The organism is Vibrio sp. 1288 (assembly GCF_033344475.1).
This window is the reverse complement of sequence record NZ_JAWPOX010000023.1, coordinates 52,922-79,408: the sequence shown is the minus strand read 5'-3', so window position 1 is coordinate 79,408 and position 26,487 is coordinate 52,922. Positions and strand designations below refer to the sequence as shown.

The window sequence follows — 26,487 nt, the reverse complement described above, 5'->3', positions numbered from 1 at the left end:
ATGGTGCCGAGAGAGGGACTCGAACCCTCACACCTAAGGCACTAGCACCTCATGCTAGCGTGTCTACCAATTTCACCATCTCGGCATCAAAACCTTACAGCTTATTGAGGAATTTCATCACCCGCTGGGGCAGGAACTTCACTCGCTGCATCCTTAACTTGTTCAACAACTGGTTGACCTAACGTTGGGTCTACCCATTGTGATTCAGTCTGGTGCGTAGACATACGACCAAGTAACAAGCTAACGATAAAGAATACGGTTGCTAAAATAGCAGTTGTTCGGGTTAAGAAATTACCTGAGCCGCCAGCACCAAACACTGTGTTTGAAGCACCAGCACCGAACGAGGCTCCCATATCTGCGCCTTTACCTTGTTGAATCAACACAAGGCCAATCACACCAAGCGCTGCCAACAGGTAAATCACAAGTAGAACTGAAAACATTTTTTCCACCTATGTTCCAAATTGTTGAGCCAGCGCCGTTCAAAAGAATAAATCATTATGAACAAGGCTAGCGACCTCCTAACGGGAGGCGGAGCAATACTAGCGAAAGCCAGTAACGCTGACAAGGGAAAATTAGTAAAAAATCAATGCCAATGCGTTAAGCGCTCAAAAAAAGGGCAAAAGATGCCCTTTTCATTCAAGACATGCTTTAACGCAATGATTAACAACTTGCTTTAACAGCCTCAGCGATTTTCAATGCTGAGTGTTGAACTAGTTCACCATCTTCGCCTTCCACCATAACGCGGATCAAAGGCTCAGTGCCAGACTTACGCAGCAGTACACGCCCTTTATCACCAAGTGTCGCCTCTACTTCAGCGACAGCGTTTAATACAGCTGTAGCTTCAAGAGGGTTACTTTCTCCTGAGAAACGGACATTTTCTAAAACCTGAGGATATAGTGTCATTCCTTGCGATAGTTCATATAAAGACATATCGCTGCCAATTACAGAAGCAAGTACTTGAAGTGCAGCAACAATCGCATCGCCGGTTGTGACTTTATCTAATAAGATCACATGGCCTGAGTTTTCAGCACCAATTTTCCAACCTTTTTCTAGCAGTTGCTCCATGACATAACGGTCACCAACAGCGGCACGTACAAACGGAATGCCTAGCTGCTTTAAACCATTTTCCATACCCAAGTTAGTCATTAGTGTACCAACAACACCACCCTTTAGCTCACCACGACGAAGAGCATCACGAGCGATGATATAAGCAATTTGGTCACCATCAACTTTGTTACCTAGGTGATCGACCATAATGATGCGGTCACCATCACCATCAAATGCGAGACCAAGGTGCGCTTGCTCTTCAACAACACGCTGTTGAAGTGCTCGTACGTCTGTTGCGCCCACTTTTTCATTAATGTTGATGCCGTTAGGCTCTACGCCCATAGCGATAACTTCTGCCCCAAGTTCTTTGAAAACATTTGGAGCGATGTGGTACGTTGCACCGTGCGCACAGTCTACTACGATCTTAAAGTTCGCAAGGCTCAACTCAGATGGGAAAGTACTCTTACAGAATTCGATGTAACGACCAGCTGCATCATTTAGGCGGGTTGCTTTACCAAGCTCAGCAGACTCCACACATTCAATTTCTTTATCTAACTCAGCTTCGATCGCCAATTCGATATCGTCAGGTAGCTTAGTACCCTCAGAAGAAAAGAATTTAATGCCGTTGTCGTAATATGGGTTATGTGATGCAGAAATCACAATACCAGCCTCGGCACGGAAAGTCTGAGTTAAATATGCCACAGCTGGAGTTGGCATGGGACCAGTAAATGTTGCTTTAAGTCCCGCAGCTGCAAGGCCAGCCTCTAGTGCAGATTCAAGCATATAACCTGAAATACGTGTATCTTTACCTATGATAACTTTCTTTGTGCCTTGTTTCGCTAGTACACGACCAGCAGCCCAGCCAAGCTTAAGTACGAAGTCTGGAGTGATTGGGTATTGTCCTACTTTACCGCGCACACCGTCAGTACCAAAGTAACGTCTTTCATTCGACATAAACTTTCCTTTATTATTTTTAAATATTGTTTTTCGTCATCTCAACAACTTTCATCGCTTCGATTGTCTCTTCAAAGTCATGCACGCGAATGATCTGCGCGCCTTTCATCGCGGCAATCGTAGCACAAACGACACTTGCGTTCGTACACTCAGCCGCTGGCTTGTCTAATAGTTTGAAGATCATGGATTTACGAGACATGCCAGCCAAAATAGGCAGGCCGAATTCATGAAACTTTTCAAGATGAGCAAGCATATGATAATTGTGTTCGATTGTTTTGCCAAAGCCAAACCCAGGATCGAGAATCAGTTGAGATTTATCAATCCCTGCTGCTTCACACGCCGCGATACGTTCTTCTAGAAAAGCCGACACGTCCCCCATTAAATCATCATAATGAGGGTCAACTTGCATGGTCCTAGGCTGACCTTTCATATGCATCAGACAAATTGGAAGGTTTGCTTCTGCTGCGACTTCCAGAGCACCTGGCTCTTGCAGCGAGCGGATGTCATTGATCAAATCAGCCCCAGCATCAATTGCTTGACGCATCACTTCTGCTTTACTGGTGTCAACGGAAATCCATACATCATATTTTTCACGAATGGCTTTGATTACTGGGACAACACGCCTAAGCTCTTCTTCCAAAGACACATCCGGTGCACCAGGTCTTGTTGATTCACCACCAACATCAACAATACTTACACCAGCCTTTATCATTTTATCAACTTGAGCAAGAGCAAGTTCAATTGAGTTGTATTTACCGCCATCCGAAAAGGAATCCGGTGTCACATTTAGAATGGCCATGACATGTGGACGCGAAAGGTCCAAAGATTTGTTATTTGCTGTAATCATCATCATAAACACAAAAACCCCGAGATAACTCGGGGTTTAATATTATCGATACTCTTTATTCAGAGTCTTTCTTTTCAGGCGCTTCGTTAGAAGTTGTTTCAGAAGAGCTAGGCTGTTCTGCATCTTTCGCAGTCTCCGTTGCTTCTTCTTTAACTTCTTGCTTTGCTTGAGGCTTGTCGCTGTCTTCTGGTTTGCTTGCTGAGTTATCACTCCAGCCCGCAGGCTCACGAATTTCAGCTTTGCGCTCCATTAAGTCATCAATCTGGCGAGCATCAATGGTTTCATACTTCATCAGCGCATCTTTCATCGCATGCATGATATCCATGTTCTCTTGAAGAATCTTCTTCGCACGATCGTAGTTGCGGTCAATGATCTGACGAACTTCGTCATCAATCAACTTCGCTGTATCGTCAGACACATGTTTAGTCTGAGTTACACTACGCCCTAAGAACACTTCGCCTTCATCTTCTGCATACAGCAGAGGGCCAAGCTTTTCAGAGAAACCCCATTGAGTAACCATCTTACGAGCAATATCTGTTGCGCGCTCGATATCATTAGAAGCACCGGTTGATACTTTGTCAGCACCGTAGATAAGTTCTTCTGCTAAACGACCACCGTACAAGCTAGAAATCATTGATTCTAGGTGTTGGCGAGACATACTCACGCGGTCCTGCTCTGGAAGGTACATTGTTACACCCAACGCACGACCACGTGGAATGATAGACACTTTGTACACTGGATCGTGTTCAGGAACCAAGCGACCAACAATCGCGTGACCCGCTTCGTGGTATGCGGTTGACTCTTTCACTTCCTCAGACATCACCATTGAACGGCGCTCAGCACCCATCATGATTTTGTCTTTCGCCAGTTCAAACTCAACCATAGAAACGTTGCGCTTGTTACCGCGCGCAGCAAACAGGGCTGCTTCGTTAACTAAGTTTGCTAGGTCAGCACCAGAGAAGCCTGGAGTACCACGTGCGATGAGAGAAGGCTCTACATCACCCGCTAGAGGGACCTTACGCATGTGAACTTTTAGGATCTGTTCACGGCCACGTACATCTGGAAGACCAACTACCACTTGACGGTCAAAACGACCAGGACGCAGTAGCGCAGGGTCTAGCACGTCCGGACGGTTAGTCGCAGCGATAACGATAATACCTTCGTTACCTTCGAAACCATCCATCTCAACGAGCATTTGGTTTAGTGTTTGTTCACGTTCATCATGACCACCACCAACACCTGCGCCACGTTGACGACCTACCGCATCGATCTCATCGATAAAGATGATACAAGGTGCAGCTTTCTTTGCTTGTTCAAACATGTCACGCACACGAGATGCACCAACACCAACGAACATTTCTACGAAATCAGAACCAGAGATAGTAAAGAATGGTACTTTCGCCTCACCGGCAATGGCTTTCGCTAGAAGCGTTTTACCCGTACCAGGAGGACCAACCATTAGAACACCCGTTGGAATCTTACCGCCCAGTTTTTGGAAGCGGCTTGGATCGCGTAGGTAGTCCACCAGTTCTTTCACGTCTTCTTTTGCTTCGTCACAACCAGCAACGTCAGCAAAAGTTGTCTTGATTTGTTCTTCGCTCATCATTCGAGCTTTACTCTTACCAAAAGACATGGCGCCTTTACCACCGCCGCCTTGCATTTGACGCATGAAGAAAATCCATACACCAATCAGTAAGATCATTGGGAACCAAGAGATGAAGATAGTACCAAGCAAGCTTTGCTCTTCTGGAGGCGTGCCTTGTACTTTCACGTTTTGGTTAATTAGGTCATCTAGAAGCTTTTGGTCATACACTGGCATGTAAGTGACCATTTTGGCACCGCCGCCACGACGAACAAAGCTAATTTCACCGTCTTTAAAAGTTGCTTCTTGAATCTGGCCTTGGCCAACTTCCTGTACAAACGTGGTGTAATCCACGGTTCTGCCATTGCTTTCTCCAGGGCCAAAGCTCTGGAATACCGACATCAATACGACGGCGATAACAAGCCACAGAATTAAATTTTTTGCCATGTCACTCAAGGTGTAAGCCTCTCGATAACTAATTGTAATTAAAGGTAGGGTACTACAGTTCATTAACTGTAGCTATAGTGTTAACACGCTCTCAAGAGAGCAAAATGGTTAACCTTTGTAACCAGTGGCTACGACGAAGACCTCTCGAGAGCGAGCTCGCGATGAGTCTGGTTTTCTAATTTTTACGGCTTTAAACATGTCTCGGACTTCTTTCACATACTGATCGAAGCCTTCCCCTTGGAAAACCTTTACGACAAAGCTACCATTAGGCGCTAGAACTTGTCGACACATATCTAAAGCTAATTCAACTAAATACATAGCGCGAGGTTGATCAACAGAATTGTTTCCCGCGATGTTAGGCGCCATATCAGACATTACTACGTCTACCATGGAAGGTTGGATCCTTTCTAGCAAAGCTTCCAATACCGCATCATCACGAAAGTCGCCTTGTAAAAAGCTAACGCCAGCAATCGGGTCCATAGGAAGCAAGTCACACGCGATGATCTGACCGCTGTCCCCTACTATCTTAGCAGCATATTGAGACCATCCGCCCGGCGCAGCCCCCAAGTCGACGACTGTCATTCCAGGCTTTAACAATTTATCTTTCGTTTGAATCTCATCGATCTTGAAATAAGCACGTGAACGGTAGCCTTTTTTTCGGGCTTCATTCGCGTATTTATCATCAAAGTGTTCTTTCAACCAACGACCAGAACTAGCCGAATGTTTTTGTTTACTCATTTTAATCCCAACAAGGCACAAATTGGAGCTATTGTTTTAATAGGCGCTACCTATTACTCAATAAATTATAGTCTTCAGCAATAGATGGCGTTAAAATAGCTTTTTTCAACCCTTATTTTAAAGAAAATTGGCCGCGTAATGAACCTAAGCACCAAACAAAAGCAGCACCTTAAAGGCCTAGCTCACAGTTTAAAACCTGTTGTGCTAATGGGCGCAAATGGACTTACAGAAGCCGTGCTAGCAGAAATTGAAATCGCTCTTAACCATCACGAACTTATCAAAGTAAAAGTTGCTTCGGAAGATCGTGAAACAAAACAGCTAATCATCGACGCTATCGTACGTGAGACGGGCGCTGAAAAAGTTCAGACTATTGGTAAAGTGCTTGTGCTATACCGCCAGTCTGAAGAGCGTAAAATCGAAATCCCTCGTAAGTAACTCTACTTACGTTGCTGAAGAAAAAAGGTCGCCTGAGGCGACCTTTTTGCGTTTTATCAGAGTAATAATGCAACTCCAAACGACTTAGATATATTCTACTCGGTCAATTTCGAAGTCTTTCGCGCCACCCGGAGTTTGAATAGCAACTTCATCGCCTTCCATCTTACCAATCAGGCCACGAGCAATAGGTGAGCTCACTGAAATGCGACCTGCTTTGATATCGGCTTCGTCATCACCAACGATTTGGTACGTTTTTTCTTCTTCGGTGTCGATATCAATCAAGGTTACGGTTGAACCAAAAATAACTTTACCCGTGTTCTCCATCTTTGTTACATCAATAACTTGAGCAACTGACAGTTTGTATTCAATGTCACGGATTTGTGCTTCACAAATGCCCTGCTCTTCACGAGCGGCGTGATATTCAGCATTCTCTTTTAAATCACCTAGCTCACGAGCTTCAGCAATTGCCTCTGAGATCTGAGGACGTAGTTTAAGTAGACGATCGAGTTCTGCACGTAGCTTTTGCTCGCCACGTAGTGTCATTGGAACTTTTTCCATTTTATAACCTCAAGCCCAAATGGGTCTTTGGACAAAAAAAGCCCACCCTGTCATAGGACTGGGTAGTGCGCTTAAAGATGTATTTCGTTTAGTGTAAACAAACTCCCGGACGAAATCATCTTAATTCGAAAGACAGCAAGAATATGCCTTTTCGGCATAATGATATAACTCACTTTTAGAGCGGTTCTAGGGCGAATCACCTTCTCAATTTATTGAAAAACAACACTGTTCATTACACCAAAAACCTCAAAAAAGATAAAAACTAATCAATGTCAGGCCAATGTCATTGCCAATAATTTCAATCAAAAACAGTAATTTAAATAAAAACAACGCACAATTGAACAGTGTTCATCAGTGGGATTTATATCATTTTACTAACTCATACGGAAACTTTAGCAGTAAAACATGTCCAGCGAGTTGTTAGATCAATGGCTTACAAGTGCGAACTATATCGCTCAATTAGCCAATTTTGGACCAACAACTTGTGAGAGATCACCTCTCCCCCATACAACAATGATTATGGACAGCTAACTAGGACAAATAAGATGAAAAAGACTCTAATTGCTCTTTCTGTATCTGCAGCAGCTATGGCAACTGGCGTAAACGCAGCTGAACTTTACAACCAAGACGGTACTTCTCTAGAAATGGGCGGCCGTGCTGAAGCACGTCTATCTATGAAAGATGGCGACGCTCAAGACAAATCTCGCATCCGTCTAAACTTCCTTGGTAAACAAGAAATCAATGACAACCTATACGGTGTTGGTTTCTGGGAAGGTGAATTTGAGACTGCTCAAAACGGTACTGTAGACGGCGACGACAAGAGCGATCTAGAAACTCGTCTTGCTTACGCTGGTCTTGGCGGTGCTTACGGTGAGTTCGCATACGGTAAAACTGAAGGTGCACTAGGCGTTATCACTGACTTCACAGATATCATGGCTTACCACGGTAACTCTGCAGCAGACAAACTAGCTGTATCAGACCGTACAGACAACATGATGGCTTACAAAGGCCAGTTTGAAAACCTAAGCGTAAAAGCAAGCTACCGCTTCGCTGATCGTATGGAAAACAAAAACACTGGTGAGTACTACGACAACAAACAAGACGGTTACTCTCTATCTGCAATCTACGCTCTAGCTGACACTGGTCTTGAGCTAGGTGCTGGTTACGCAGATCAAGACAAAGCTAACGAGTACATGCTAGCTGCATCTTACACAATGTCTGATCTTTACTTCGCTGGTGTATTCACTGACGGCGAGAAAATGGAAGATTCAAACAACAGTAACACAGTTGATTACACTGGTTACGAGCTAGCGGGTGCTTACACTCTAGGCCAAACAGTATTTACAACATCATACAACAATGCAGAAACTAACAACGAAACTTCTGCAAACAACTTCGCTGTTGATGCTTCTTACTACTTCAAGCCTAACTTCCGTGGTTACATTTCTTACAACTTCAACCTGATTGATGCAGGTGACAAGTTTGGTTCAACTGACACTAGCAAAACAGTTGCAACTAAGATCGATGCTGAAGACGAGCTAGCTCTAGGTCTACGTTACGACTTCTAATTCCGGTCTTTGACTAGAATATCGAATGCCCGCTTTAAGCGGGCATTTTTTATACTTCATTTTAAGCAGCGCGCCTTTCTCTCGTGTCTCATTCATGAAGACATTTGAAGCATTTCTTTAGTTACCTAGCATATTGAAAGGACTTGCGTATACTCAATCACATAACTCACCTTAGAAAGTATCATTATGCGTTTACGTTGGCCCTTGCTCATATTCTCTTCATTACTTTCTGCTTTTTCACAAGCGTACCCTCATCAAGAGGTGTTGCCTGAAGGCGCCCGCATCAGTTTAGTTGCGGAAAAACTCAGTGAAAATGCTGAGCTTGACGGTGTTCATCCTACCGAACAACTGTTCCCACCAGCGAGTACATTAAAAATCGTCACCGCATTAGCCGCAAAGCTAGAACTGGGTGATAACTTCCGGTTTCGAACCAAGCTGGAAACGTCGAACTCAGATACAGTGATTTACTTTGTCGGCGACCCAACACTCCAAACCAACGACTTAAAATCACTTCTCACTCTAGCTAAGAAAAATGGCTTAAAACGGATTAACGGTGACCTATGGCTCGATAACAGCGCATTCACTGGTTATAACCGTGCGGTGGGCTGGCCGTGGGATATCTTGGGAGTTTGCTACAGCGCTCCGGCATCGACCATCACACTCAATAACAACTGTGTACAAGCCTCTATCTATACACAAAAAGATGGTGGAACGCGGGTCTACGTACCAGAGCATCAACCTATTCGTGTCACAAGTACCGTAGAAACAGTTTCTAAAACCATTAAGAAAAGTCGTCATTGTGACTTAGGTTTAGTTGCAAATCCCGATAACAACTACAAGCTAACAGGGTGCTTGGTTGAAAGAGACAAACCATTGCCACTGAAATTTGCGGTTCAAGACCCTGAGCGTTACACCAGTCAAAGGTTGGCGGCTTTGCTCAAGGAGCTCAACATTGGGGTATCGGGAAAGATTAGGGTCGGTACGGCGCCAGAAAAGCAGCGAAAGCTCATCGCAATGCATCAATCAAAAGCCTTACCAGACATTCTCGAAGATATGCTCAAAAACTCTGACAACTTAATTGCCGACACATTAACCAAAACACTTGGCGCTAAATTTTTCGTTCAGCCAGGCAGTTTTACTAACGGGACAGAAGCGATCAAGCAGATCATTTTCGCCAACACTGGTATTGATATTCGTAATGCGCGCCTAGAAGACGGCTCAGGACTTTCGCGAAATAACCGGATCTCCGCGACCAAGATGGCTGAAATGCTGCGCTATATTTGGAAGCATGAAAACGAACTCAAATTGATTGCCATCATGCCGAAATCAGGTGAATCCGGCACATTAAAGTACCGACAAAGTATGCGAAAACTTCCAATTAAAGGACAGCTGATCGCGAAAAGTGGCTCTATCTACGGGACTTACAATATGGCTGGATATGGCTTGGATAAAAATGGTCAACCTAACACCATTTTTGTTCAGTTTGTTTCAGACTACTTCCCAGAAAAACGGGACGACAACACACCTGTCATCGCCCCGATTACACATTTTGAGCAGCTTTTTTACAATGACATTGTGAACTTTAGTCAGGCAATACCTAAGAAATAGTTCACCACGTTAAAGTAAATCCACATTCCTGAAATATCGACGATAGACGCAAGAACTGGACTCACCAATACGGCTGGGTCCAACTTGCAAGCTCGTGCAATAATTGGCAACAGCCCGCCCAATGTTGTAGAAATGGTGACTTGAATGAACAGCGCAACTGCTATTGCCAGTGCGATATCGGTCAGTTCAAAGCCTCCTGTTGATTGTCCTGCACTAAATAACATAATGCGTCCAATCATCACGATAGCAATCGCTAGCGCAATAAATAGAGCGACTCGGCTCTCTTTCCACAAAACTTCTAACCATTGGCGTTTTTTTAACTCTCCAGTAGCAAGAGCACGAATCACCAAAGTTGCTGCTTGTGTTCCTGTGTTACCACCAGCAGCTGCAATCACTGGCATGTACACTGCAAGTAAAACAAGCTGACTAAGGGTGTCCTCATACTGAGCGATGATCAAGCCTGACACTATCCCTAAAAGAGCCAGCGCAATGATCCATCCAATACGCTGTTTTACATGCCCTAAAACACTAGTTGATAAATAACCATCGGGTGTATCAACTTCAGACATATGCAGACCCAGTTGGTGAGCATAATGACGTGCGCGTTTGTCATGACCTGCTTGCTCAAGTTGAGCAATAAGACTATTCACATAGCCGACAGAGCAATGCTGTAAAATACCTACAGCCTCATCAATCGGCATAACCGTAAGCAAATGGACTTGTTGCTCTTGCTCGTACTGCAAGAATGCATTGCGAGCAGCACCAATTTCTACTTCAGAAAAGTTTGGTGTTGTTTCAATAAAAGTGTTGTTCATTACCGTCATGGCGAATCTCCCGATTGGCATTGGTAACGACCATCGACAAAGCATGAAAAGCCACTCTTGCACGCTAAAAGTCAGACAACAAATAAGATGCACAGAGAAAACCAATGCGAATGCACTGTCTATTCAGAATGTATGAAGGAAATAACGAGAAGAAAATTAGAAAAGATGCCTCACCACTTAGGTAAGGCGGAGATCGCCAATACCGAAGCGGGCTATTTCGCTCCCTTAATCTTACTCACCCAACGACTGGGAGGATGGTCGGTATTGTTCATGTAAATCTCCAATAGCGCTGCCATTATTGGCAGCGCTAGTATAGTAGCAAAGTTCATCAGGTATGGAAGTTTTACTTTGCCGTTTTTGCTAAATTTTCATACAAAAAAAGCGCCCTTCGGACGCTTTCATTTGCAGTCATTATGAATTACTGAATAGTAATACGAGCAAATTTACGTTTGCCTACTTGGAACACGTAAGTACCCGCTTCTGGAGCAAATTTGCTGTCCGCAATTTTTTCACCATCAATCTTCACAGCGCCCTGCTTAACCATGCGCATCGCATCTGACGATGATGGACATAAGCCTGCTTCTTTCAACAGATTACTCACTGGGCGACCTGCGTCAAAGTCAAACTCTGGCATTTCATCAGGAATTTGGTTCTTCGCAAAACGGTTTACGAATTCTTGCTCTGCTGCATCGGCATCGGCTTCACTGTGGAAACGAGCAATAATTTCTTTTGCTAGCAATACTTTGATGTCACGAGGGTTTTTGCCCGCTTCTACATCAGCTTTGAATTGAGCAATCTCTTCCAGAGGACGGAAAGAGAGCAGCTCGTAGTAGCTCCACATTAGGTCATCAGAAATAGACATGATTTTACCAAACATTTCGCTTGGCGCTTCGCTGATACCGATGTAGTTGTTTGCTGACTTAGACATCTTCTTCTCGCCATCAAGGCCCACTAGAAGCGGCATCATCAGTACAACCTGAGGTTTTTGACCGTGAGACTTTTGCAGTTCACGACCCATTAGAAGGTTGAACTTCTGGTCTGTACCACCTAATTCAACATCCGTTTCCATTGCTACTGAGTCCCAGCCTTGTAGAAGTGGGTACATGAACTCATGAATAGCAATTGGCTGACCACCCGCGTAACGCTTTTTAAAGTCGTCACGCTCTAGCATACGAGCAACGGTTTGGTTTGCCGCAAGGCGAATCATACCTTCTGCGCCCAGTTCAGACAGCCACTCAGAGTTAAACTGAATTTTAGTCTTTGCAGGATCGAGAATTTTGAACACTTGCTCTTTGTACGTTTCAGCGTTACGCAATACGTCTTCGCGACTTAGCGGTGGACGAGTTGTGTTTTTACCTGTTGGGTCACCAACCATTGCAGTGAAGTCACCGATTAGGAACGTCACTTCATGACCTAGTTCTTGGAACAAGCGAAGCTTATTGAAAATAACCGTATGGCCTAGGTGAATGTCAGGTGCTGTTGGATCAGCGCCCAATTTAATACGTAGAGGACGGTCTTCTTTTAGTTTTGCGATTAGCTCTTCTTCTGGAATCAGCTCTTCAACACCGCGCTTAATCTCGGCTAGTGCAGCTTCAATGCTCGCCATTCTTGTTCACTCCCACAGATTTGGCAAAAATATAATAGCTGAACATATTACTTGAATAGCGATGCATTTTGAAACACGTTAGACTAGGTAGTTGTCACTTTTTCCGTTTAATTTAGCAATCAAGTACCTCATGCATTCGATTTTTGTCCGACTTCCACTCTTGCACAAAGTATTGATCGGTTTTTTTAGTGCGCTGATTATCTTCGCGCTCTTCTTTTTACCTGATCCGCAAGACCTAGACCCGCAGCAGAGCCGATTAAAAGTTGGTCAACATTATCCTGTGCCAGTTTCCCTCGAACTCAGTGCACTAAATAGTTCATCGCCTGCGGTTCCCGCCGTGCTGCGCTGGGAGACATACAAGGTAAAAAATGGCGAGAGTGCTGCCATCTTATTTAGTCGCGTAGGGCTTTCTGCTCGTCTATTACATGAACTGGTGTCATCAGACAAAGAAGTGGAAAAACAGTTAACTCGGCTTCGACCTGGTGACCGATTGCAATTTGGTTTTGACGAAAATAACAACTTGGTGCAGCTAAGAAGAACACTAAGCGCGTTCGAGACTTTTCGTATCACATTAAAAGACGGCAAGTACGTTTCTGAAGTTGATAAAAAAGAAGTCGACTTCCAGTACAACTACGCTGAAGCCACCATCAAATCAAACTTTTGGAATGCAGGAATATCTTCTGGATTAAATGGTAACCAAATCATGGAACTGGCTGGCATATTTGGTTGGGACATCGACTTTGCTTTAGATATTCGTAAAAACGACAGCTTCCGAGTACTTTACCAAGAGGAAGTGGTAGAAGGTGAAGTAATCGGCCGTGGAAAAATCATTGCTGCGATCTTTAAAAACCAAGGCGATACCTTTACCGCAATATTGGATCAGAAAAGTGGCAAGTATTACGACGAAAATGGGCGTGCAATGAAAAAAGCATTCTTACGCGCGCCGTTGGACTTCCGTCGAGTTTCGTCTAATTTCAACCCACGCCGCTTACATCCAGTGACGGGACGCGTTCGTCCTCATAGAGGCACGGACTATGCGGCACCAGTGGGCACCCCGATTTGGGCGGCTGGTGATGGCGTTGTTCAAAAATCGTCTTACAACAAATTTAATGGTAACTACGTTTTCATTAAACATAGCAATACTTACATTACCAAGTACCTGCACTTAACCAAACGTACTGTACGAGCTGGTCAACGCGTTAAGCAAGGCCAAACCATTGGTACGCTTGGCGGAACTGGCCGTGTAACTGGCCCTCACCTGCACTATGAGTTCCTTGTGAATGGTGTCCATAAAAACCCGCGCACGGTGAATTTGCCACAATCTAAATCCCTGACAGGCAAAGCGAGACAAACTTTCATGGCAAACGCGAAAATTAGCATGGACAAGCTTGAACGCTACAGCAAACTGCTAGCAATGAAGTAAGCCAGGTATTGAAAAGGGCAGCGAAGCTGCCCTTTTTGTTTTGTCGATATCATCACGATAAAGCTTACTGTTCGGAGTGATGCTCTCTCCCGAGCATAAGCAAACACGGTGTCAGAACTAACGTTAGCAAAGTCGCAAACGCCAAACCACCCGCGACAGCGGTCGCAAGCTGAGACCACCATTGAGTGCTTGGTGCGCCAAACTCCACTTTCTGATTAACTAAGTCGATGTTCATTTCTAACACCATTGGCAATAAGCCTAATATGGTGGTCACCGTCGTAAGTAAAACGGGTCTTAAACGCTGCACACCGGTACGCAAAATAGCCTCAGATTTTTCTAAGCCACGTTTACGCATCTGATTATAAGTATCGATTAAAACAATATTATTGTTTACCACGATACCAGCCAACGCAATCACTCCAATTCCCGACATAATGATGCCAAATGGCTTTTGGAAAATAAGTAACCCAGCGAAGACACCAACGGTAGAAAACAGCACTGCACTAAGGATTAAGAAAGCTTGATAAAAGCTATTAAACTGCGTAATTAAAATCAAAGCCATGACACCAAGCGCGACAATAAAAGCATTTTGCAAGAATGCTGATGAGTTTTCCTGCTCTTCATTTTGACCCCGAATCTTATATTCAATGCCTTCCGGTAAGTCGAGCTGTTCCATTCCAGCGGCAATCTTAGGTAACTCAAGCGCCAAATTGTAACCTTCCACCATATCCGCTTTAATATTGATAACTCGATGACCGTCGACCCGACGAATAGTGTCTTGCTTATGATCTGGTTTGATTTGAGCAAAATTCGTAATCGGTACCAGACCAGCTGCCGTTTTCACTCTCAGTTGATCAAATCGACCTATGTCGCGCTTATCTTGCGGATAGCGCACCAAAATATCGACTTCTTCATCCGCATCATCGGGCAAATAATCGCCTATTTTCAAGCCGTTCGTAACAAACTGGACGGTATTCCCGACTAAAGTAGCATCCGCTGCAAAGCGAGAGGCGTCATCTCGCTGGATATCAATTTGCCAATCAATCCCTTCCTTATTAGTGGTATCACTCAAGTTGGTCAGTGCAGGATTACCATCAGCCCAATGTCGTACTTTTTTGGCTGCTTCATCTAACGCACTAACACTCAAATTTCGTGATGACACTTCAATCACGAGATCATGCTCGACAGGCGGTCCTGCGTCCGGGAATTTATACTCAAGTTCAACACCATAAAAGCGGTCTGTCGTCTCTTTTAGTTCCTCAATAATGGTTTTCACTTTGCGTCGATACTGCCAATCCACAGGCGTTATTTGAATCTGGCCAATCTCGTCCCCATTATCGCTCGATCCTGTGCGCGTGTAGACACTTTCAAACTCGTCATGACCGAGCATCACCTTCTCGATTTCGCGCATAACAACATCTTTTTCGTGAATAGACAGGTCACCATAAGAACGAACTTTAACGGTAAAAAAGGCAGGGTCCACCTCAGGGAAAAACTCTGCACCCAAGCCAGCTTTGTTGTAAGTGAAGCCGACACCTGCCGCTAGCAGTATCGCGCTGAGTAAGACTTTCCATGGATGACGAATCGCTACCGACAGAGTCTGGTAATAAAGCTTGGTAATGCCAGTCGCTTTTTCAAAATTGCCGTTATGCAGCTCCACCATTTCTCGCTGAGCTTTCTGATTGACTACTTGAGGCTTGCCAATGATCCCACCGATGACAGGAACGAACAATAAAGCCATCATCAGCGAAGCGGCCAAGGTAGCAATTAAAGTAAGTGGTAAGTACTTCATGAACTCACCAGTGATGTCTGGCCAGAAAAGTAACGGAGCAAACGCAGCCAATGTGGTTGCTGTGGATGCGGTAATAGGCCAGGCCATTCGCTTTGCTGCATCTCGATAGGCTTCTTTACGTGGCGTTCCTTCTTGCATGCGCCGATCTGCAAACTCTGTCACCACAATGGCACCATCCACCAACATGCCTACCGCCATAATTAAAGCAAACAGTACGACGATATTGACCGTCAGCCCAAATACCGATAACACCAACAACCCAGTCAAGAACGATCCTGGAATAGAAATCCCCACGAGAAGCGCGGTCCTAACCCCCAATATGGCAATAATGACGATAACTACGAGGATAATTGCGGATAAGATATTGTTTTGTAGATCACTGAGCATCAATTTGACATCGTCGGATTGATCCCAAGTATATTTAACTTGCAAATTGTCGGGCCACTCGGCGCGCTTCTGTCCCAGAGCCAGTACTTCTTTTACCAGCTCAACCGTTTCAATGATGTTTTCCCCTGCCCGTTTTTTTACGTCCAAAACGATGGCAGATTCGCCATCTAAACGAGCAAAACTTTCAGGATCGCGAAATGCACGTCGTACTGTCGCCACATCGCCAAAAGTGATCACCTCTTTGCCATTCACCTTGATCGGTAGTTCAAGCACATCTTTCAGTGAATCAAAAACCGATGGGACTTTTACCGAAAAGCGTCCATACCCAGTATCGACAAACCCCGCAGCCACAACTCGGTTATTCAAGGCAATTAAATTATAGATGTCCGCTTGATCGAGACCGTAGCTTTCCATCAATAGCGGATCGACAACTATCTCCACGATGTCTTCGCGATCTCCTGCGATTTCAACCTCAAGAACCTGACGGAAACTTTCCAAACGATCACGTAACGTTCTGGCAATCTGAACAATGGTTCGCTCTGGTACGGTGCCATAGAGCACAACGGTCAAAACAGGCTCTTCAGATGCAAACGTGACTTCGTTTACCGTCGGCTCATCACTGTCCTCTGGTAACTTTGGCTTCGCAAGATCAACCGCATCACGCACATCTGCCATCGCTTTATCAAGATCCACTCCGACACTAAATTCCAGCGTCACCGAAGCATGACCTTCTGATGCCACAGAGGTCATCTCTTTTACGCCTTCAATTGAACGCAGCTCTTGCTCTATTGGACGAACCAATAAACGCTCGGCATCGACAGGAGAAATGCCTTGATGCCCAACAGAAACGTAGATAATAGGAATGGTAATATCAGGGCTCGATTCCTTGGGGATTGTGACGTAAGTAATGACACCTGCAATTAATATCATCACCAACAATGTCAGCATAGTGCGAGCGCGAGATAACGCAGCATCAATCAGAGTGTACATAGGTGCTCCTTACTACTCATTAGCCGCTTCAATAACTACGTCATCAACTTTATTGGCCAGTACTTGATCACCATCTCGCACAAAACCTTGTCCCAGCACGATAATGTCTACACGCTCTCCTAACCCAGAGAGCCACACACCATCATCCTCGGCCTTAACGAGTTGAATTGGAACAAACTCAACATGCTCATTACGCAGTGTCTTGACACCTAAGTTACCTTCTTCATCGAGTGCTAACATGGCAGCCGTAATCTTTACTGCCAACACTTCACTCAAAGGTAGCTGTACTTCTGCGCTCATACCAGCAGGAATTCTTGCGTCTTGATTATCAATTTCGATTTCAATTGGAAATGTATTAGTAGAAGCAGAAGAAACACGTCCAATGTAGCGCACACGACCTTGATGATGCTGTTGGTTAATGGTTCTTACGTCGGCTTCTAGGCCTTCCTTAAGGTATTGTATATGCCGTTCACTGACATCGGCTTCAATCACTAAAGTATCCAAATCAATGACCGTCGCAATAGGATCGCCAATCCCGACAAAATCACCTAACTCAACAAAGTGGTGATCTACGATGCCATCAAATGGCGCTTTAACCTCAGTATTTCTTAAAGCCGTTTGCACGTTACTCAAATTCGCACGTGCATCTACCAACGCTGCTTGCGCTGTCGCAAACGCAACCTCACCTTGCAGTCCTCGACTTTTTAGCGATTTAGCTGCATTAAACTCTTTTTCTTTAACCAACAGCATCGCCTGGGCCCGTTTAAGTTGAATGCCAAGGTCGCGCTTATCGATGTTTGCGATCACTTGTCCCTGTTTGACCGCTTGGCCTTTCTTTATGTTAAGACTGACTATTTTACCGGCAACTTCGGCGCCAAGACGCGCTTGACGATTGGGCGCTGTTCGTCCATACAATTCAATGGTTTTACTGGTAGGTTCGGCAAGAAAAGTATCAAACATCACCTTTGCAAGTGGTGTCGTGTTCGTGGATGTTGAAGAGTTAGGATGATCATCTTGTGCTTTGAGTTGGCCGATGGTTAGCCACGCAACAAGAAGTAAGACGAGGATAAGAGATACTAGCCAAGGGCGCTCGACAATTCGGCGTCCAAAAGAAAGTCCAGACATATAAAGTCCTTTTTATTATTTCTCTGCATATCTGCGAGCGTGTGCTTTACGTGACATCCTTCTACATAAAGCACAGGCAGCCATTAGCTGCCTGTTAGGTGTTAATTACACACTGAACGATGCACCACAACCACATGTTGTCGTTGCATTTGGATTATTTACGAAGAAGCGCGCTCCTTCCAACCCTTCTGTGTAGTCAACAATACCGCCAACGAGATATTGCAGACTCATAGGGTCTACAACCAGTGTTACACCACTGTTTACGATTGTCGTATCGCCTTCGTTTACATTTTCATCAAAAGTAAAGCCGTATTGGAAGCCGCTGCAGCCGCCGCCAGTAATGTATACGCGCAGTTTCAATGCTGGGTTTTCTTCTTCAGCAATCAATGCTTTAACGCGAGATGCTGCTGCGTCAGAAAAAGATAATGGTACGTTTACTTCGCTCACGAAGACCTCTCTCACTCGTGTAATGCGTCAAGCCTGAAGCAAGACGTCAAATTTGTGCTAATTGAGACGATTATCCAATACCTGACAAACTCGTTCAAGTATTCGCCGCCGATTCTTTATAACAGATGCGGATATATAAGATTACACTGCGAAACAACACATAAATTAAGCAAAACGTTTCTAACTTTATTATAGCTAGGTACAATGCGCTCCACTTGGTCCGAGCAATCAAAAGAGGATAACCCCATGACCAAATCATCAGAGCTGTATCAAAAAGCTCAGCAAACCATCCCTGGCGGTGTCAATTCACCAGTTCGTGCATTCAACGGCGTTGGCGGTTCTCCGCTATTTATCGAACGAGCAGACGGTCCACTGATTTTTGATGCCGATGGTAAAGCGTATATTGATTACGTTGGCTCTTGGGGTCCAATGATTCTTGGCCACAACCACGCAGTTATCCGCGAAGCAGTAATTGATGCAGCGCAACGCGGTCTTAGCTTCGGTGCGCCAACAGAACTTGAAATCGCGATGGCAGAATTAGTTTCTGAGCTTGTTCCATCAATGGAGCAAATCCGCATGGTAAGTTCTGGTACTGAAGCTACGATGAGCGCGATTCGCCTTGCACGTGGCTTCACCGGTCGCGACAAGATCATGAAATTTGAAGGTTGTTACCACGGCCATGCTGACAGCTTGCTAGTAAAAGCAGGTTCTGGTGCACTAACTCTAGGCCAACCAAGCTCTCCTGGCGTTCCTGCAGATTTTGCTAAGCACACGCTAACAGCAACATTCAACGACCTAGATTCTGTACGCGAGCTATTTGCTGCTAACAAAGGCGAAATTGCTTGTATCATCGTTGAGCCAGTAGCAGGCAACATGAACTGTATTCCACCAGTGGAAGGCTTCCACGAAGGGCTACGTGACATCTGTGATCAAGAAGGCGCGCTACTAATTTTTGATGAAGTAATGACAGGCTTCCGTGTTGCTCTAGGCGGCGCGCAAGCACACTACAACATCAAACCCGACCTAACGACACTGGGTAAAGTGATTGGTGGCGGTATGCCAGTAGGTGCTTTCGGTGGCCGTAAAGAAGTGATGCAATACGTTGCACCTACAGGCCCAGTTTACCAAGCTGGTACCCTTTCCGGTAACCCTGTCGCAATGGCAGCAGGCTACGCATGTTTGAACCTTCTAAAAGAAGAAGGCAACGAAAAGCGCCTAGCTTCTAAAACGAAACAACTTGCTGAAGGTTTTAAGTCTCTAGCAGAAAAACACGGTATTCCGCTAGTTGTTAACCAAGTGGGCGGTATGTTCGGCTTCTTCTTCACTGACCAAGAAAAAGTAACTTGCTACGAAGACGTAACGAAGTGCGATATAGAACGCTTCAAGCGTTTCTTCCACTTAATGCTAAAACACGGTGTCTACCTTGCGCCATCTGCGTTTGAAGCGAGCTTTACTTCACTCGCTCATGGTTCAAAAGAGATTGATGCCACACTAGAAGCGGCTGACCGCTGTTTTGCTGTTCTTGCAGAAGAAGCGAAGTAATCGCTAAAAACGGCGATAACGCATTTAGAAAAGGACCGTAACGGTCCTTTTTTATTGCCAATTCAAAATAACCAATATCGCTAATACCCCAACGACAATGCCAAACCACGGTATTCGCTTAGCTTTTTTCTCAGTTTGACACTTTTTATCACCGTTGCAACAACCCATAGCTCATCTCTTGATTGATAACCGACTGATTTGTAGTCATTATAGCAAGGTACATCGCCCTGCTCTAATTCGGCATTGTCATAAGCTTGAAAGAGTTAAGAGTGCAAAGTAATAAAGGTTACACGCCATCATTGAAGGCATAAACCGTAAACGTCACCTGTAAGTTGGACTAATACCATGCCAAATAATGTAAAAATAACGTCGAGTCACCGAGTACTAATGGTTGCTTTACTCGCCGCTGCTTTTGCTTGCTACTTATTGGTTGAGCCATATATCAATTCAATTGTGATGGCTTTTATCATTTCTTTGCTCATGTTTCCGATACACGAATGGTTTGAGCAGAAAATTCCCAAGCACCCCAATATGGCGGCACTGCTGTCATGTGTCGTCTTGACGTTTATTATTGTTATCCCGCTTTTATTTGTGTTTGCCGCCATTGTTCAGCAAGGCTCTGTTTTCTCACAAAATACATATAATTGGGTTACCAATGGTGGTATCCAAGATATATTCCAACATCCTTTCGTTATCAAAGGCTTAGCGATTGTTAATGAGTACTTACCTTTTGATAAAATCGAGCCCAAAGCCATCGCTGAGAAAATTGGGCAATTTGCCACATCGTTTGGCTCTAACTTAGTCGCTATCAGCGCAAAGATTTTAGGAGACGCAACCAACTTCCTAATGAACTTCTTCCTGATGCTGTTTGTGCTGTTTTTTCTGCTTCGTGACCACGACAAAATTATCTCTGCGATTCGTCATATCCTGCCACTCTCACGTAGCCAAGAAGACCGCATATTGACAGAGATAGAGCAAGTTTCTAAATCAGCCGTAATGGGCTCATTCATGACAGCGATTGCTCAAGGTTTGGCTGGCGGTATCGGTATGTGGCTCGCCGGTTTCCCTGGGTTATTTTGGGGAACAATGATGGGCTTTGCATCATTCATTCCAGTGGTAGGAACCGCGCTAATCTGGATTCCTGCAGCAGCGTACTTGTTCTTAACAGGCGATATGACTTGGGCTATCTTCTTGACGGTGTGGAGTGTAGTTATCGTTGGCTCTATAGATAACCTATTACGTCCGTTGCTAATGCAAGGCAGCGCCGGCATGAATACCCTTATGATTTTCTTCTCATTACTGGGTGGTCTGCATCTGTTTGGTTTGATTGGTCTTATCTACGGCCCACTTATTTTTGCCGTGACCATGGTACTGTTTAATATCTACGAGGAAGAATTCAAAGACTTCCTTAACCAACAAGACAACAGCTAGTCACCGCTTAATCACTTCAAGCTTGGGGCAGATTGTGCGAAAATCTGCCCCAAATTATTTCTGATGAACCAAATTTATGTCTGCTTATATCGCTCCTAGCCAAATAGCTCAGCGCCAACTTGAATACTTCAACGGAAAACACGTTTTAGTCGCTGGTGAAGTTGAAGACCTATTTCCTCTTGAGTTAGTGGCTCATTGTGAGTCTGTTGAAGTGTTTACTTCCAACTATAGCTACTACCGCCAAATTCAAACCTCTGACAAAGTGAAAAGTCATTTTGGCTCTGTGTTTGATGCCGAAACAAAAGCAGACATGGTCCTTTTATACTGGCCAAAAGCAAAAGCCGAAGCAGAATACTTGCTGGCGATGTTGATGGCGAAACTGGGCATTAACACCGAAATCGTCATCGTTGGTGAAAACCGCTCCGGCATCAAGAGCATCGAGAAGATGTTCCAAGAATACGGCCCTGTGAACAAGTACGACTCTGCTCGTCGCTGCTCATTTTACTGGGGTAATTGCCTCAATGAACCAAAACCTTTCAACCAAGCAGATTGGTTTAAGTCTTACACTGTTACACTCGGTGAGCAGTCGCTAGCGGTTAAGAGCCTACCTGGCGTATTCAGCCATGGCGAGTTCGACTTAGGTAGCCGATTGCTGCTTGAAACCTTACCTAAGCTGTCGGGCAAAGTGCTCGACTTTGGTTGTGGTGCAGGTGTGCTCGGTGCGTTTATGGCGAAAGCGAATCCAGAGATCGCGATTGAGATGTGTGACATTAATGCTTATGCGATCACTTCTAGCCAAGCCACATTAGAAGCGAATGGTTTATCCGGACGCGTATTTGCATCAGATATATACTCGGATACCGCAAAAGACTACCGCTTTATCGTCAGCAACCCGCCATTCCACAGTGGTTTAGACACAAATTACAACGCAGCGGAAACCTTGTTGGGCCAGGCACCACAATATCTAACCAAAGACGGTGAAATGGTGATTGTCGCGAATAGCTTCTTAAAATACCCACCAATTATCGAGCGGGCGTTTAATAATTGCGAGACGCTAAATAAGACCAATAAATTTTCTATCTACTACGCGAAAAAATCATAACTTCCCCCCGCGCAGGCACAAACCTGCGCGATTTTTTCTCATAAATTCAACACTCATAAGAAAAACTGCGTCACCCTGCACGCTTTACAACTAACTTTCTTGTCAAAGAAAAAAAACTCGTTAATTTTGTTAATTCTATCTAGTTGAACATCTTATCCGTTTTTAACGAGAACCTCGGCAGCGAAGTATGTTTTAGAACTGCCCATTATGAGTTGTAATCTTATCCATGTTTAAATTCTACAAAAAACAGAAATTTAAGCGCCTTCAGAGTACACTGATGACCGCATTTCTGGTGCTCAGTATCACACCTCTTACCATTACTGCGATCTTTTTCTTGCAGTCCCACAGTAAAGATCTGCAAGAACAAAGCACCTCGCACTTACTGTCTGTTCGAGATACAAAACAGCAGCAAATCATCGACTACTTTGAGGCACGAGAAACCGAAGTCATGGGCTTTGTGCGCTCAGAGTTGGCTTACGCCAGTGGTGGCCGATTCTACGGTCTCGTCAATGCTTTTAGTCGTTTAGGCAATGATATTGAAGAGTCTCGTAAAAACGCCCAACAGCGCTACATCGAGGGCAGCGGAGACCAAATCAAAACCTCAACGTTACCCGAGTCATCCAACTATGTAGGAAGTGAACGTTACCGGCTTTTGCATAAACGCTATCATTGGGCCTACTTGGAGCTCCTCAAGCGCTCTGATTTTAATGACATTTTGCTGGTCGACATCAATGGTAACGTCACCTACTCGATCAACAAAGACGATAACTACGGAACGAACTTGTTATCAGGCCCCTACAAAGACTCGGCACTTGGCAAAACTTTCAAGCGTCTCGCCGATGATGTGACTGAACGTCGAAAAGTAAACGAAGACTACACTCCTGTGATTGTGTCTGACTTCGAGCTGGAAGGGGGTAAATCAGTCGCTTGGCTAGGTGCACCAATTGTTCAGCAAGGTTATCTACACAGCTATGCCATGTTCCGCTTGCCAAATAATGGCATCACTAAGTTAGCCGCAGACGCTAATCGAGAGTCATCCATTAACACCCTGCTGGTTGGAAATGATCACCAACCTCGCACAATTAACACGAAACAAGACGACATTAAGAACAGTTTAGAAGTGATCGATAAAGCACTCTCTGGTGCGTTTGGTGTCGGCACTTACACGAACGGCTTAGGTGAAGAAATCATCGCGGCTTATGCACCGATTGAAACTCGTGGTGTGATTTGGGCGCTCGTCGTACAGTTACCAGAAAACGAAGCTTTCGCTCGTATCCATCAACTCGAAAAACTATTCGTTATCGCTATGTTGATCGCCATTATCCTTGTGGTGATCGCTTCTCACTATTTATCAAACTTTATCACTTCTCCGTTGCTGAAATTGACTTGGGTTGCCGAAAAGGTCTCTGCAGGGGATCTTGATGACACGTCTTTTAATACGGTTCGTAAAGATGAAATTGGTCGGCTTGCGTTAAGCTTTGAACGAATGCAACGCTCTATTCGAGAGAAGATTCAAACCATTAAGAAGCAAAATGAAGAACTAGAAAGCAACATACAGATCATTCAAAAACAGAATGAAGAACTGCAATTGGCCGATAAATTAAAAGATGAATTCTTAGCCACGACTTCTCATGAACTTCGTACACCGTTACACGGCATGGTCGGGATTGCTGAAACCTTAGCGTCCGGCGCCAATGGTACGATCCCCGCTAGCCAGAAATATCAGCTTGATATCATCATTAAAAGTGGTCAGCGTCTCGCTAATCTAGTCGATGACTTGTTGGATTATCATAAAATGCGTTATGGAAGCATGGATATCCAGAAATCAGCAGTGAGTTTGGGCAGTGCAACACGATTGGTTTTAGAGCTTTCTAGCCATTTACTCGGAAGTAAAACCATCCGCATCATCAACCAAGTCCCAGCGGATTTAAAAGCAGTATCAGCTGACCCGCAACGCCTTGAACAAGTGCTATATAACCTGATTGGCAATGCGATTAAATACACCTCAGAAGGTAAAATTGTTATCTCCGCTAATGTGGTAGATGATCATGTACGCGTACAAGTCGTGGATACTGGACAAGGAATTCCCGCAGAACAACTTGAGCATATTTTTGAACCACTTATCCAAGCAGGGCAAGACGCGAGCCGTTATCGTCAAGGTGCAGGGCTTGGGCTCTCCATTAGCCGGCAATTGATCGAATTAATGGGAGGCTCGTTATACGTCAGTAGCCAACCAATGGTCGGAACTACCTTCAGTTTCACTTTACCGCTCGCCAGTGAAGAAGAAATCCAAGCAACCCAGACTCTAGCTGCGCACGGGCACTTCCAAATTCCTGAAGTTAATGTAGAGAACAGCGAAGACTTATCACTTCCAGAGAACCCAGACGGCCCGTTACTGTATGTTGCTGACGATGAACCAGTAAACTTACGCGTGCTTGAAAGCTTTTTACGTTTAGAGGGCTATCGTGTGCGTACCGTCTCCGATGGGCCAGAAACGTTAGCGCTCGTCGAGCAAGAGAAGCCGGAACTTCTGTTATTGGATATCATGATGCCAGGCATGAGCGGCTACCAAGTTTGTAGTGAACTACGTGAAACCTATGATCATGCCGAGTTGCCAATCATTATGCTCACCGCACTCAGTCAAACAGAAGATCGTGTAAGAGGTTTTGAAGCAGGAGCCAACGACTATTTATCGAAACCATTTAATAAACAAGAGTTGGCGGCACGTATCCAAGCGCATTTAACGGCAAGTAAAGCAGAAATGCGCCATATGGAAAACAAAGTGCTAGAGTCTGAACTTAGACAGCGAGCAGTCGTTGAAGCAAGCTTACTTGAGACTCAAGGTCGTTTGTTGGAACAGCTAGAATCGGCTCCTGAAGCTATCATCTGTCTACGTGAAGACAAGCGTATTCGCTTTGCTAACGAAGCTGCTTGTAAGCTATTCAAGCGCAGCTTAGAACAGCTAAAGCGCTCATCTGCTGATGAGCTGATTGCCCCTAAATATCTAACCGTCAAACAACCTCATTACTGTGGCAAGATTGATATCTATATTGAAGATATTCGTCAGAACATCGAAGCAGACATTCTTAAGCTCCCTGAAGGTTCAGGGTTAGATATCATGTACATCTTTAATGTCGGCGGTGGAGCCAGTGCCGCTCGCATACATAATCTAGAAACCGCCGTAGAAGTGCTTTCAAGTTATGCATTTGATGGTGACAAAGACCAATTGCAAAAGCTAAAAGAGCTTGGCGGAGAATTTACGCGCCTTGCAGACAAAGCACTCGGTAATAAAAAGGACAAGCAAGAACTTATGCGGGAAGTTCTAGTCGACGCAATGACACATGCTTTAGAGTATTGGGAATCTGTAACGGGTGAAAGTAAATTCGCATTTGCAGAGCAAAGTGGCTTGTGGCGCGTTTATCTAGACCGAAGTACTTTACAAACACGCACCTTAGATAAATACATGCGTATAGAAACATTACCCAAAACACCACGTTGGAGAACGGTGCTAAGCTCGATAGAGTTCATTCTCGAACACTGCAAAGAACAGAGCCCCGAGAGAGCATACATAGAAGCACAACGAGATAAACTACAGCGACTATTGACCAGCTAATATTTATCAAAAAAACTAGCCCAGCGTGCATGCTGGGCTTTTTTGTTATTCGAGTATTCCCTTCCTTGAGATAAAAGAGACCGCCTCTTCCTACCCCATTAACATATTTCCAATAACGAACATTCGGTTAGACAACGCTATCTATTGTTGGTCTTCAAAACGTACGACCTTATCCATTTAACTTGTCTTAACTAGGTAAGTTCGAGCAACCGAAAAAACTTCATTCATACAATAAAAAAAGGACAACAAACGGAAGAAAACTGTCGATAAAAAAGGCCATTTTTCAGATAACAAGCGGATTTTGACGAACTATTGATAGAGATTGCGAACTTAATCACAACAGAACGGCAGATTAATTTTTAGCTGATTAATTAACACCATTTCTGCATGTGAGCGAGATCTCCGAACCTAGAAAACAAGC

At 44.6% G+C, this 26,487-nt stretch carries 19 protein-coding genes and 1 tRNA gene; 8 read left to right on the top strand and 12 right to left on the bottom strand.

The annotated features are described in order from the left end of the window. Window position 1: 1 nt before the first annotated feature. The 6 genes from R8O11_RS16960 to rlmE all read right to left on the bottom strand — a co-directional run bounded on the left by R8O11_RS16960 (window position 2) and on the right by rlmE (window position 5,615). Window positions 2-85: transfer RNA gene (locus R8O11_RS16960), tRNA-Leu, on the bottom strand. 16 nt (window positions 86-101) lie between these two features. After that, window positions 102-440, bottom strand: coding sequence for a preprotein translocase subunit SecG (secG, locus tag R8O11_RS16955; RefSeq protein WP_005380080.1), 339 nt, complete (start codon window positions 438-440; stop codon window positions 102-104). Window positions 441-660: 220 nt separating this feature from the next. Then, complete coding sequence (gene glmM, locus R8O11_RS16950) at window positions 661-2,001, bottom strand: phosphoglucosamine mutase (RefSeq protein WP_005388992.1); 1,341 nt, start codon at window positions 1,999-2,001, stop codon at window positions 661-663. A 19-nt stretch (window positions 2,002-2,020) separates the two neighbouring features. After that, the gene (gene folP, locus R8O11_RS16945) at window positions 2,021-2,851 is read right to left on the bottom strand and encodes a dihydropteroate synthase (RefSeq protein ID WP_017820419.1); all 831 of its coding nucleotides are present in this window, start codon (window positions 2,849-2,851) and stop codon (window positions 2,021-2,023) included. A gap of 52 nt (window positions 2,852-2,903) precedes the next feature. Next, a complete protein-coding gene (ftsH, locus tag R8O11_RS16940; protein ID WP_017635895.1) occupies window positions 2,904-4,877 on the bottom strand; it encodes an ATP-dependent zinc metalloprotease FtsH in 1,974 nt (657 codons plus the stop codon). 108 nt (window positions 4,878-4,985) lie between these two features. Beyond that, window positions 4,986-5,615: a 23S rRNA (uridine(2552)-2'-O)-methyltransferase RlmE gene (gene rlmE / locus R8O11_RS16935; RefSeq protein WP_005388985.1), complete on the bottom strand. Its 630-nt coding sequence runs from the start codon at window positions 5,613-5,615 to the stop codon at window positions 4,986-4,988. A 138-nt stretch (window positions 5,616-5,753) separates the two neighbouring features. Here rlmE and yhbY point away from each other — a divergent pair, with 138 nt between their 5' ends. Further along, complete coding sequence (gene yhbY / locus R8O11_RS16930) at window positions 5,754-6,050, top strand: ribosome assembly RNA-binding protein YhbY (protein ID WP_005380066.1); 297 nt, start codon at window positions 5,754-5,756, stop codon at window positions 6,048-6,050. Window positions 6,051-6,134: 84 nt separating this feature from the next. Here the strand turns inward: yhbY and greA are convergent, their stop codons facing one another. Further along, window positions 6,135-6,608, bottom strand: a complete 474-nt coding sequence (gene greA / locus R8O11_RS16925; RefSeq protein WP_005380065.1) for a transcription elongation factor GreA — start codon at window positions 6,606-6,608, stop codon at window positions 6,135-6,137. Between the two features lie 545 nt (window positions 6,609-7,153). Between greA and R8O11_RS16920 the strand changes: the two genes are divergently transcribed. Both R8O11_RS16920 and dacB read left to right on the top strand, forming a co-directional pair. Beyond that, on the top strand, window positions 7,154-8,176 hold the full coding sequence (locus R8O11_RS16920) for a porin (RefSeq protein WP_005380064.1): 1,023 nt from the start codon (window positions 7,154-7,156) through the stop codon (window positions 8,174-8,176). 186 nt (window positions 8,177-8,362) lie between these two features. After that, window positions 8,363-9,784, top strand: coding sequence for a serine-type D-Ala-D-Ala carboxypeptidase (dacB, locus tag R8O11_RS16915; RefSeq protein WP_017635897.1), 1,422 nt, complete (start codon window positions 8,363-8,365; stop codon window positions 9,782-9,784). Here dacB and R8O11_RS16910 read toward each other — a convergent pair. Continuing rightward, window positions 9,763-10,608: a magnesium transporter gene (locus R8O11_RS16910; protein ID WP_005380062.1), complete on the bottom strand. Its 846-nt coding sequence runs from the start codon at window positions 10,606-10,608 to the stop codon at window positions 9,763-9,765. The two genes, dacB and R8O11_RS16910, sit on opposite strands and share 22 nt — an antisense overlap. Window positions 10,609-11,026: 418 nt before the next feature. After that, window positions 11,027-12,214 (bottom strand): tyrosine--tRNA ligase, encoded by a 1,188-nt coding sequence (gene tyrS, locus R8O11_RS16905; protein WP_017820416.1) that lies wholly within the window; start codon window positions 12,212-12,214, stop codon window positions 11,027-11,029. 130 nt (window positions 12,215-12,344) lie between these two features. On the opposite strand from tyrS, the gene R8O11_RS16900 reads away from it, so the two are divergent. Then, a complete protein-coding gene (locus R8O11_RS16900) occupies window positions 12,345-13,637 on the top strand; it encodes a peptidoglycan DD-metalloendopeptidase family protein (RefSeq protein ID WP_054579093.1) in 1,293 nt (430 codons plus the stop codon). 64 nt (window positions 13,638-13,701) lie between these two features. Here R8O11_RS16900 and vmeK read toward each other — a convergent pair whose 3' ends face one another. From vmeK to erpA, 3 genes are all read right to left on the bottom strand, one after another. Next, window positions 13,702-16,806: a multidrug efflux RND transporter permease subunit VmeK gene (gene vmeK, locus R8O11_RS16895; protein WP_017820415.1), complete on the bottom strand. Its 3,105-nt coding sequence runs from the start codon at window positions 16,804-16,806 to the stop codon at window positions 13,702-13,704. A gap of 12 nt (window positions 16,807-16,818) precedes the next feature. After that, a complete protein-coding gene (locus R8O11_RS16890; protein WP_054579091.1) occupies window positions 16,819-17,931 on the bottom strand; it encodes an efflux RND transporter periplasmic adaptor subunit in 1,113 nt (370 codons plus the stop codon). Window positions 17,932-18,036: 105 nt separating this feature from the next. Next, window positions 18,037-18,378 carry an iron-sulfur cluster insertion protein ErpA gene (gene erpA, locus R8O11_RS16885; protein WP_005380031.1) on the bottom strand — a complete coding sequence of 114 codons (342 nt, stop codon included), beginning with the start codon at window positions 18,376-18,378 and terminating at the stop codon, window positions 18,037-18,039. Window positions 18,379-18,624: 246 nt separating this feature from the next. Here erpA and hemL point away from each other — a divergent pair, with 246 nt between their 5' ends. The 4 genes from hemL to R8O11_RS16865 all read left to right on the top strand — a co-directional run bounded on the left by hemL (window position 18,625) and on the right by R8O11_RS16865 (window position 26,066). Next, on the top strand, window positions 18,625-19,920 hold the full coding sequence (gene hemL / locus R8O11_RS16880; protein ID WP_053304106.1) for a glutamate-1-semialdehyde 2,1-aminomutase: 1,296 nt from the start codon (window positions 18,625-18,627) through the stop codon (window positions 19,918-19,920). A gap of 345 nt (window positions 19,921-20,265) precedes the next feature. Next, window positions 20,266-21,351 (top strand): AI-2E family transporter, encoded by a 1,086-nt coding sequence (locus tag R8O11_RS16875; protein ID WP_031779035.1) that lies wholly within the window; start codon window positions 20,266-20,268, stop codon window positions 21,349-21,351. Window positions 21,352-21,427: 76 nt separating this feature from the next. Beyond that, window positions 21,428-22,453, top strand: a complete 1,026-nt coding sequence (gene rsmC, locus R8O11_RS16870) for a 16S rRNA (guanine(1207)-N(2))-methyltransferase RsmC (protein ID WP_132936916.1) — start codon at window positions 21,428-21,430, stop codon at window positions 22,451-22,453. A 226-nt stretch (window positions 22,454-22,679) separates the two neighbouring features. After that, window positions 22,680-26,066, top strand: coding sequence for a response regulator (locus R8O11_RS16865; RefSeq protein WP_258509700.1), 3,387 nt, complete (start codon window positions 22,680-22,682; stop codon window positions 26,064-26,066). Window positions 26,067-26,487 lie beyond the last annotated feature (421 nt).

Coding starts and splice junctions, on each gene's coding strand:
- secG (WP_005380080.1), bottom strand. CDS start 440: ATGTTTTCAGTTCTACTTGTGATTTACCTGTTGGCAGCGCTTGGTGTG.
- glmM (WP_005388992.1), bottom strand. CDS start 2,001: ATGTCGAATGAAAGACGTTACTTTGGTACTGACGGTGTGCGCGGTAAA.
- folP (WP_017820419.1), bottom strand. CDS start 2,851: ATGATGATTACAGCAAATAACAAATCTTTGGACCTTTCGCGTCCACAT.
- ftsH (WP_017635895.1), bottom strand. CDS start 4,877: ATGGCAAAAAATTTAATTCTGTGGCTTGTTATCGCCGTCGTATTGATG.
- rlmE (WP_005388985.1), bottom strand. CDS start 5,615: ATGAGTAAACAAAAACATTCGGCTAGTTCTGGTCGTTGGTTGAAAGAA.
- yhbY (WP_005380066.1), top strand. CDS start 5,754: ATGAACCTAAGCACCAAACAAAAGCAGCACCTTAAAGGCCTAGCTCAC.
- greA (WP_005380065.1), bottom strand. CDS start 6,608: ATGGAAAAAGTTCCAATGACACTACGTGGCGAGCAAAAGCTACGTGCA.
- R8O11_RS16920 (WP_005380064.1), top strand. CDS start 7,154: ATGAAAAAGACTCTAATTGCTCTTTCTGTATCTGCAGCAGCTATGGCA.
- dacB (WP_017635897.1), top strand. CDS start 8,363: ATGCGTTTACGTTGGCCCTTGCTCATATTCTCTTCATTACTTTCTGCT.
- R8O11_RS16910 (WP_005380062.1), bottom strand. CDS start 10,608: ATGACGGTAATGAACAACACTTTTATTGAAACAACACCAAACTTTTCT.
- tyrS (WP_017820416.1), bottom strand. CDS start 12,214: ATGGCGAGCATTGAAGCTGCACTAGCCGAGATTAAGCGCGGTGTTGAA.
- R8O11_RS16900 (WP_054579093.1), top strand. CDS start 12,345: ATGCATTCGATTTTTGTCCGACTTCCACTCTTGCACAAAGTATTGATC.
- vmeK (WP_017820415.1), bottom strand. CDS start 16,806: ATGTACACTCTGATTGATGCTGCGTTATCTCGCGCTCGCACTATGCTG.
- R8O11_RS16890 (WP_054579091.1), bottom strand. CDS start 17,931: ATGTCTGGACTTTCTTTTGGACGCCGAATTGTCGAGCGCCCTTGGCTA.
- hemL (WP_053304106.1), top strand. CDS start 18,625: ATGACCAAATCATCAGAGCTGTATCAAAAAGCTCAGCAAACCATCCCT.
- R8O11_RS16875 (WP_031779035.1), top strand. CDS start 20,266: ATGCCAAATAATGTAAAAATAACGTCGAGTCACCGAGTACTAATGGTT.
- rsmC (WP_132936916.1), top strand. CDS start 21,428: ATGTCTGCTTATATCGCTCCTAGCCAAATAGCTCAGCGCCAACTTGAA.
- R8O11_RS16865 (WP_258509700.1), top strand. CDS start 22,680: ATGTTTAAATTCTACAAAAAACAGAAATTTAAGCGCCTTCAGAGTACA.